Genomic DNA, 7,258 nt, shown 5'->3' with positions numbered 1-7,258 from the left:
ATCCTCAACCAACTTCCGCGACTACACCCAGGAAGACCTCGACGAAATCGCCCGCCAACTCAACGGACGCCCCCGGCAAACCCTCGGCTGGCATAATCCAGCCAACAGGTTAAACCAACTCCTCGTTGCATCCACCACCTGAAACCGCCGCATGATTTTGTGCAGTTTGTGTGTACTCGACGGTGGGGGGACGGGGTTGAGGGGCGGAGGCGGGAGGGCGGATGCTTAGGCGAAGGCCTCGGGCGGGGGGCAGGCGCAGAAGAGGTTGCGGTCGCCGTAGGCCTGGTCGACGCGGCGGACGGGAGGCCAGTACTTGTTGCGGACCAGGGCCGGGACGGGGTAGACGGCCTGCTCGCGCGAGTACGGGTGTGTCCAGTCGGAGGAGACCACGGACTCGGCCGTGTGCGGAGCGTTGCGCAGGGGGTTGTCGTCGGACGGCCAGTCCCCCGCGGCCACGGCGTCGGCCTCCTCGCGGATGGCGATCATCGCGGCGACGAAGCGGTCGAGCTCGGCGAGGTCCTCGCTCTCGGTCGGCTCCACCATGAGGGTGCCGGCGACCGGGAACGACATCGTCGGCGCGTGGAACCCGAAGTCGATGAGCCGCTTGGCGACGTCGTCGACCGTCACGCCGGTGCGCTCGGTGAGCGGGCGGACGTCGAGGATGCACTCGTGCGCGACCAGGCCGTCCTCCCCCGCGTAGAGCACCGGGAAGTGCTCGCGCAGGCGGGCGGCGACGTAGTTCGCGGCGAGCACGGCCGCGCCGGTCGCATCCTTGAGCCCCTCTGCGCCCATCATCCGGACGTAGGCCCAGCTGATCGGCAGGATGCTCGGGCTGCCGTACGGTGCGGCCGAGACCGGCGCGCCCGCGTGTTCGACGCGTCCTCCGCCGGCGAGTGGATGCGTCGCATCCTGCGCCAGCGGGTGGCCGGGAAGGAACGGCGCGAGGTGCGCCTTCGCCGCCACCGGACCCACGCCGGGGCCGCCGCCGCCGTGCGGGATGCAGAACGTCTTGTGCAGGTTCAGGTGGCTGACGTCGCCGCCGAAGTCGCCGAACCGGGCGTAGCCGAGCAGCGCGTTCAGGTTGGCGCCGTCGACGTAGACCTGGCCGCCGGCATCGTGCACGGCCTGCGTGATGGCGACCACCTCGTGCTCGTACACGCCGTGCGTCGACGGGTAGGTGATCATGAGCGCGGCCAGGGTGTCGGAGTGCTCCGCGATCTTGGCGCGGAGGTCGTCGAGGTCGACGTTGCCGAGCTCGTCGGTCGCCACGACGACGACGCTCATCCCGGCGAGCACCGCCGACGCCGCATTGGTGCCGTGAGCGGACTGCGGGATGAGGCACACCGTCCGCTCCACGTCACCGCGGGAGCGGTGGTATCCGCGGATCGCGAGAAGCCCGGCGAGTTCGCCCTGGCTGCCGGCGTTGGGCTGCAGCGACACCGTGTCGTAGCCGGTGACGTCGGCGAGCCACTGCTCCAGCTGGTCGATCAGCTCGAGCGAGCCGGCGACGTCGGACGCGGGCGCGAAGGGATGCAGCGCAGCGAACTCCGGCCAGGTGACGGCCTCCATCTCGGTCGCCGCGTTGAGCTTCATCGTGCACGAGCCGAGCGGGATCATGCCGCGGTCGAGCGCGTAGTCGCGGTCCTGCAGCAGGCGCAGGTAGCGCATCATCGCGGTCTCGGAGTGATGCGTGTTGAACACCGGATGCGTCAGGTACGCCGACTCGCGGGTGAGCGCGGTGTCGAAGGAGGCCTCGGTCGGCAGCTCGAGGTCCGGTTCGCCGTCGATGGTCCCCCCGAGCACGCGGATCAGGTCGGCCAGCGGGAAGGCGCCGTCGCGCAGGTCGGCGACGGACTCCTCGTCGAGGCTCAGCGAGACCAGGCCTGCGTCCGTGGCGTGCAGCAGGAGGCCGTGCTCGTGGGCCCGCGCGACGACCGTCGCCGCGTCGTCCACCTCGACCTGCAGCGTGTCGAAGAACGACCGGGAGACGACCTCGACGCCCGACTCGCGCAGGGCCGCAGCGACAGCGGCCGTCGTCAAATGCACCTGGCGCCCGATCGCCCGCAGTCCGCTTGGGCCGTGGTAGACGGCATACATCGCGGCCATGACGGCGAGAAGCACCTGTGCGGTGCAGATGTTCGAGGTGGCCTTCTCGCGGCGGATGTGCTGCTCGCGCGTCTGCAGCGTGAGCCGGTACGCGGGCTTCCCCACCGCATCCTGTGAGACACCGACCAGGCGGCCGGGGAGCTGGCGCTCCAGCCCCGTGCGGACGGCCATGTACCCCGCGTGCGGCCCGCCGAAGCCCATCGGGACGCCGAACCGCTGGCTCGTCCCGACCGCGACGTCCGCTCCGAGCTCGCCGGGGGCGCGCAGCTGCGTCAGGGCGAGCAGGTCGGCGGCCGCCACGACGACGGCCCCGGCGGCTTTCGCGGTACGGATGGCGTCCGACGGGTCCCAGACCCGCCCGGAGGCGCCGGGGTACTGCACGAACAGACCGAAGGCGTCCGACAGCTCCGGAGCGTCGGAGGCCAGGCTCGCCAGGTCGAGCACGACGAGCTCGATCCCGACCGCGTCCGCACGGTTGCGGAGCAGCGCGATCGTCTGCGGGAAGGTGTCCGCATCCACCACGAACCTCGGCGACTTCGCCTTGGATGCGCGGCGCGCCAGCAGCATCCCCTCGACCACTGCCGTGCCCTCGTCCAGCATCGACGCGTTCGCGGTGTCGAGGCCGGTCAGGTCGGAGACCATGGTCTGGAAGTTGATCAGCGCCTCCAGCCTGCCCTGCGAGATCTCCGGCTGGTAGGGCGTGTACGCGGTGTACCAGCCCGGGTTCTCGAGCACGTTCCGCTTGATCACCGCCGGCGTGATGGTGCCGTAGTAGCCGAGGCCGATGAGGCTCCGGTTGACGGTGTTGCGGGCAGCCAGCGCACGCAGCTCGCGCAGGGCAGCACGCTCGCCGAGCGGCGCCGGTAGCCCGGAGGTGCGGTCGCGGTCGACCCGGATCGAGTCGGGGACGGCCGCCGCGACGAGGTCCTGGACCGAGGCCCAGTCTCGGGAGGCGGCAGCGCCGATCGCGGACAGCATGGTGCGCTGCGCGTCGTCATCGGTGCCGATGTGACGCGGAGGGAAGAGGTCGGTCATGAAGGGGTCGGAACCTTACTCGCCGGTGAGGGCGGCGTACTCGTCATAGCTGAGGAGGTTGTCGGGCAGTTCTGTGAAGCGGACCTTGACCAGCCAGCCGTCGCCGAACGGGTCGGAGTTCACCAGCTCCGGCGCGTCGACCACGGCGGAGTTCGCCTCCGCGACGATGCCGTCGACCGGCGCGAACAACTCGCCGACCGACTTCGTCGACTCGATCTCGCCGACGACACGGCCGGCGGTCACATCGCTGCCCTCCTCCGGCAGCTCCACGAAGACGACGTCGCCCAGCTTCTCGGCGGCGTAGGAGGTGATGCCCACGGTCGCGACGTCGCCCTCGACCAGGAGCCACTCGTGCTCGGGCGTGTACTTCAAATCAGCTATTGGCAGGTCTCGTTCTGCGGCCATGGTTAGCGCTTCTTTCTGCTGTAGAAGGGGAGGGCGGTGACGGTGAACGGGAGGCGCGTGCCGCGCACATCCACGTGGAGCACGGTGTTCGCGCGGGCGAACTGGGGAGCGACGTAGGCCATCGCGATCGGCATCCCGAGCGTCGGCGAGAGGGCACCGGACGTGACGACGCCGACCTCTGCGTCCTCGCCGTCGGCGACGTCCTTGGCGAAGACCGGGTAGCCGGCGCGGGCGGCGCGCTTGCCCTCGCCGGTGAGGCCGACGAGCACGCGGGCCTCGGCGTCCGGTCCCTCCTCGCTCGCGGCGCGACCCACGAAGTCGATGTCTTTCGCGAGGTTGACCACGCGGCCGAGCCCGGCCTGCGCCGGCATGGTGTCGAGGCCCAGCTCGTGGCCGTAGAGCGGCATCCCGGCTTCGAGGCGCAGGGTGTCACGGCTGGCGAGACCGGCAGGGACGAGGCTCTGGGCCGTGCCTGCCTCGAGTAGCGCATCCCACAGGGCGCGCGCATTGTCGGGGGCGAGGTACAGCTCGAAGCCGTCCTCGCCGGTGTAGCCGGTGCGGGCGATCAGCACGGGGTGCGTCTCGAACTCGGCGGGCAGCGACCAGTAGTACTTGAGGGCGGAGAGGCGCTCCCCGAAATCCTCGCCGCCGAGCGCGCCGGCGTCGGCGGCGAGGCCTGGCGTCGCGAGGAGGATGGACAGCGCGGCCGGCCCCTGCACAGCGATCAGGGCGATGTCGTCGGACTCGTCGAACACCTCGACTTCGAAGGGGGACGTGCGGTTGCGCAGCTCCTGCGCCACCGCATCCCGGTTCGACGCGTTGGCGACGACCATATAGCGGTCATCGCCGGTGCGGTAGACGACGAGGTCGTCGATGATGCCGCCGGAGCGGGAGAGCAGGAGGCTGTACTTCGCCTGGTCGATGGCGAGCGCGGAGAGCTTGCCGGCGAGCGCGTAGTCGAGCGACTCCCCCGCCTCCGGCCCGATCAGCACGATCTCGGCCATGTGCGACAGGTCGAACAGGCCGGCGGCCGTGCGGACGGCGTGGTGCTCCGCCAGATCCGACGAGTAGCGCACCGGCATCTGCCAGCCCGCGAAGTCGGTGAAGGATGCGCCGGCCGCGGTGTGCGCGTCGTGGAGTGGGGAGGTGCGCTCGTCGTCCGTGGACGGGCTCTGCTGCGAGGTCATGAGTTCTCCGATTCGCCGGCCGTCGGCCGGGGGCTGCGGAAGCGTCGCCGCTCCCGGGAAGAACTCCCCCTCTGTCATCCGGCCTGAGAGTTTCACCGCCTCCCGAGGGGACGCGGCTTTCACCGTGGGCGAGGACGGCGGGCGCCGTCCTGCTTTTCAGAGTGGCCAGTCCGATGCGGTACACGTACCTGAGAGATTGTCGGGGAGGATTGCTCCTTCGGTGTCGCGCGCACGCACGCGACTCTCCCGCATCGACCTCGTTGGCCCAGTATTCAGTTGAATGTCCGGCCAGCATATCCGGTTCGGTCGCCGCGCGCGTACGCAATGGTTTGCCCCAAATAGCGGTAATGAGGGCGCCACAACAGACATTTGGGGCAAGTCTCCGCACAGGTAGGCACGATTTCGCCGCACAGGTAGCCACGATTGTGGTTCTGGTCGAGATGACACTAAGATGGGTTCGACGTTAGAGTCAGGTTGACTTTTACAGTGAGGGAGCAGGCAATGACCGCACGGCATGAACGCGCGAGCGCCGTCCTCGCCGTGTCGACGGTCATCTTCGCCCTGCGCAGTGACGACGAGACCGGGGGCGTGCCGCAGGTGTGGCTGCCGCTCGTGCGGCGGATCCGCGAGCCGTTCGAAGGGCGTTGGGCACTCCCCGGTGGGCCGCTCCGAGTTGGCGAGGACCTCGCCTACGCCGCCGCCCGCACCCTCAACGACACCACCGGCCTCACCCCGAGCTACCTCGAGCAGCTGTACGCGTTCGGCGACACCGACCGCTCCCCCGGCGCCGACCGTGTCGTCTCCGTCGTCTACTGGGCGCTCGTGCGCAGCGACGAGGCGGAGCGGGCGAGCGTGGGCGAGAACGTCCGCTGGTTCGCGGCCGACGATCTCCCCGAGCTCGCGTTCGACCACAACGTGATCGTCGAGTACACCCTCTGGCGGCTCCGCACGAAGATGGAGTACTCCCGCATCGCCCACGCGTTCCTCGGCGAGCGCTTCACGCTGGCCCAGCTGCGCGGCGTGCACGAAGCCGTGCTCGGCCGCGCCCTCGACCCGGCCAACTTCCGCCGCACCATCGAGGCGTCCGGAGCCGTCGTCGCGACCGACGAGTACCTCACCGGCACGCCGCACCGCCCGCCGCGGCTGTACCGCTACAACGACCAGATCGACCTCGCCGACGCGGGGCCGCTCCCCCGCCAGCAGCATCCCTTCGAAGGAAGAAGCGCATCATGACCATCGCCTCGGTCGACACCACCATCCGGCTCATCGCCTCCGGCCGGCTCGACGGCGAGACGTGCGACCCCGACCTGGCCGAGGCGCCGTGGCAATTCGACAGCCTCCTGCCCTCCTACGGCCCCGGTGCCTCTCTGGGCGACCCGATCCCCGCTGACGCGCCGCGCCAGGGCGAGCTGCCGGAGGAGTACCGGACGGCGTCCGCCCAGGAGCTCCGCGACCGCATCCGCGCCGCCAAAGAGACGCTCGGCGAACGGGTCGCCGTCATGGGCCACTTCTACCAGCGCGACGAGGTGGTGCAGTACGCCGACTTCGTGGGCGACTCGTTCCAGCTGGCCAATGCGGCGAAGGCGCGACCGGAGGCGGAGGCGATCGTCTTCTGCGGCGTCCACTTCATGGCCGAGACGGCGGACATCGTGTCCCGCCCCGATCAGCGGGTCATCCTGCCGAACCTGGCCGCCGGCTGCTCGATGGCCGACATGGCCGACCTCGACTCGGTGCAGGAGTGCTGGGAGCAGCTGGAGGAGCTGTACGGCACCGAGCCGGACGCCGACGGACGCGTGCCGGTCATCCCGGTCACCTACATGAACTCCTCGGCGGCGCTGAAAGCGTTCTGCGGCGAGCACGGCGGCATCGTCTGCACCTCATCCAATGCCTCCACCGTGCTGCAGTGGGCGTTCGAGCGCGGGCAGCGCGTCCTCTTCTTCCCCGACCAGCACCTGGGCCGCAACACCGCGAAGGCGATGGGCGTGCCGCTCGAGCGGATGCCGCTCTGGAACCCGCGCAAGCCGTGGGGCGGGACGGACGCCCAGACCCTCGAGGACGCCCAGGTGATCCTGTGGCACGGTTTCTGCTCGGTGCACAAGCGCTTCACGGTCGGCCAGATCGAGCACGCCCGAGCGGAGTTCCCCGGCGTCCGCGTGATCGTCCACCCCGAATGCCCGATGGATGTGGTGGATGCGGCCGACGAGTACGGCTCGACCGACTACATCGTGAAGGCGATCGAGGCCGCGCCGGCCGGCTCCACGTTCGCGATCGGCACCGAGATCAACCTGGTGCAGCGACTGGCGGCGCAGTTCCCGCAGCACACCATCTTCTGCCTCGACGCGGTGGTCTGCCCCTGCTCGACGATGTACCGCATCCACCCCGGCTACCTGGCCTGGGTGCTGGAGGGGCTCGTGCGCGGCGACGTCGTCAATCAGGTGACGGTGCCGGAGTCGGTCGCCGCCCCCGCCCGGGTCGCCCTGGAGCGGATGCTCGCAGCGCGGCCCGACACCACGATGGCGGCGTGA

General features: G+C 70.0%; 5 protein-coding genes, 1 pseudogene and 2 riboswitches. Of the genes and pseudogenes, 3 read left to right on the top strand and 3 right to left on the bottom strand.

Translation table 11 applies throughout. The features are described 5' to 3' along the window. A pseudogene (locus tag AB4079_RS17970) lies at positions 1-142 on the top strand (IS30 family transposase); the annotation flags it as partial. 83 nt (positions 143-225) lie between these two features. Here AB4079_RS17970 and gcvP read toward each other — a convergent pair. The 3 genes from gcvP to gcvT are packed head-to-tail and all read right to left on the bottom strand — an operon-like array spanning position 226 to position 4,733. Continuing rightward, positions 226-3,141 carry an aminomethyl-transferring glycine dehydrogenase gene (gene gcvP, locus AB4079_RS17965; protein WP_441788686.1) on the bottom strand — a complete coding sequence of 972 codons (2,916 nt, stop codon included), beginning with the start codon at positions 3,139-3,141 and terminating at the stop codon, positions 226-228. Between the two features lie 15 nt (positions 3,142-3,156). Continuing rightward, the gene (gcvH, locus tag AB4079_RS17960; protein ID WP_441788685.1) at positions 3,157-3,546 is read right to left on the bottom strand and encodes a glycine cleavage system protein GcvH; all 390 of its coding nucleotides are present in this window, start codon (positions 3,544-3,546) and stop codon (positions 3,157-3,159) included. 2 nt (positions 3,547-3,548) lie between these two features. Next, positions 3,549-4,733, bottom strand: a complete 1,185-nt coding sequence (gcvT, locus tag AB4079_RS17955; RefSeq protein ID WP_441788684.1) for a glycine cleavage system aminomethyltransferase GcvT — start codon at positions 4,731-4,733, stop codon at positions 3,549-3,551. A gap of 64 nt (positions 4,734-4,797) precedes the next feature. Further along, positions 4,798-4,898, bottom strand: a riboswitch (glycine riboswitch). Position 4,899: 1 nt separating this feature from the next. Next, a riboswitch (glycine riboswitch) is annotated at positions 4,900-4,992 on the bottom strand. Positions 4,993-5,234: 242 nt separating this feature from the next. Here gcvT and AB4079_RS17950 point away from each other — a divergent pair. Further along, positions 5,235-5,966, top strand: a complete 732-nt coding sequence (locus AB4079_RS17950) for an NUDIX hydrolase (protein WP_441788683.1) — start codon at positions 5,235-5,237, stop codon at positions 5,964-5,966. Continuing rightward, positions 5,963-7,258, top strand: a complete 1,296-nt coding sequence (gene nadA, locus AB4079_RS17945) for a quinolinate synthase NadA (protein ID WP_441788682.1) — start codon at positions 5,963-5,965, stop codon at positions 7,256-7,258. Before AB4079_RS17950 ends, nadA begins: the two co-directional genes overlap by 4 nt.

This window comes from Leifsonia sp. 2MCAF36, from assembly GCF_052115525.1.
GTDB lineage: Bacteria > Actinomycetota > Actinomycetes > Actinomycetales > Microbacteriaceae > Leifsonia.
This window is presented reverse-complemented; position numbering and strand designations above follow the sequence as displayed.

What these genes read in the sequence shown, in the direction of transcription:
- gcvP (WP_441788686.1), bottom strand. Translation starts at nt 3,141, where the DNA reads ATGACCGACCTCTTCCCTCCGCGTCACATCGGCACCGATGACGACGCG.
- gcvH (WP_441788685.1), bottom strand. Translation starts at nt 3,546, where the DNA reads ATGGCCGCAGAACGAGACCTGCCAATAGCTGATTTGAAGTACACGCCC.
- gcvT (WP_441788684.1), bottom strand. Translation starts at nt 4,733, where the DNA reads ATGACCTCGCAGCAGAGCCCGTCCACGGACGACGAGCGCACCTCCCCA.
- AB4079_RS17950 (WP_441788683.1), top strand. Translation starts at nt 5,235, where the DNA reads ATGACCGCACGGCATGAACGCGCGAGCGCCGTCCTCGCCGTGTCGACG.
- nadA (WP_441788682.1), top strand. Translation starts at nt 5,963, where the DNA reads ATGACCATCGCCTCGGTCGACACCACCATCCGGCTCATCGCCTCCGGC.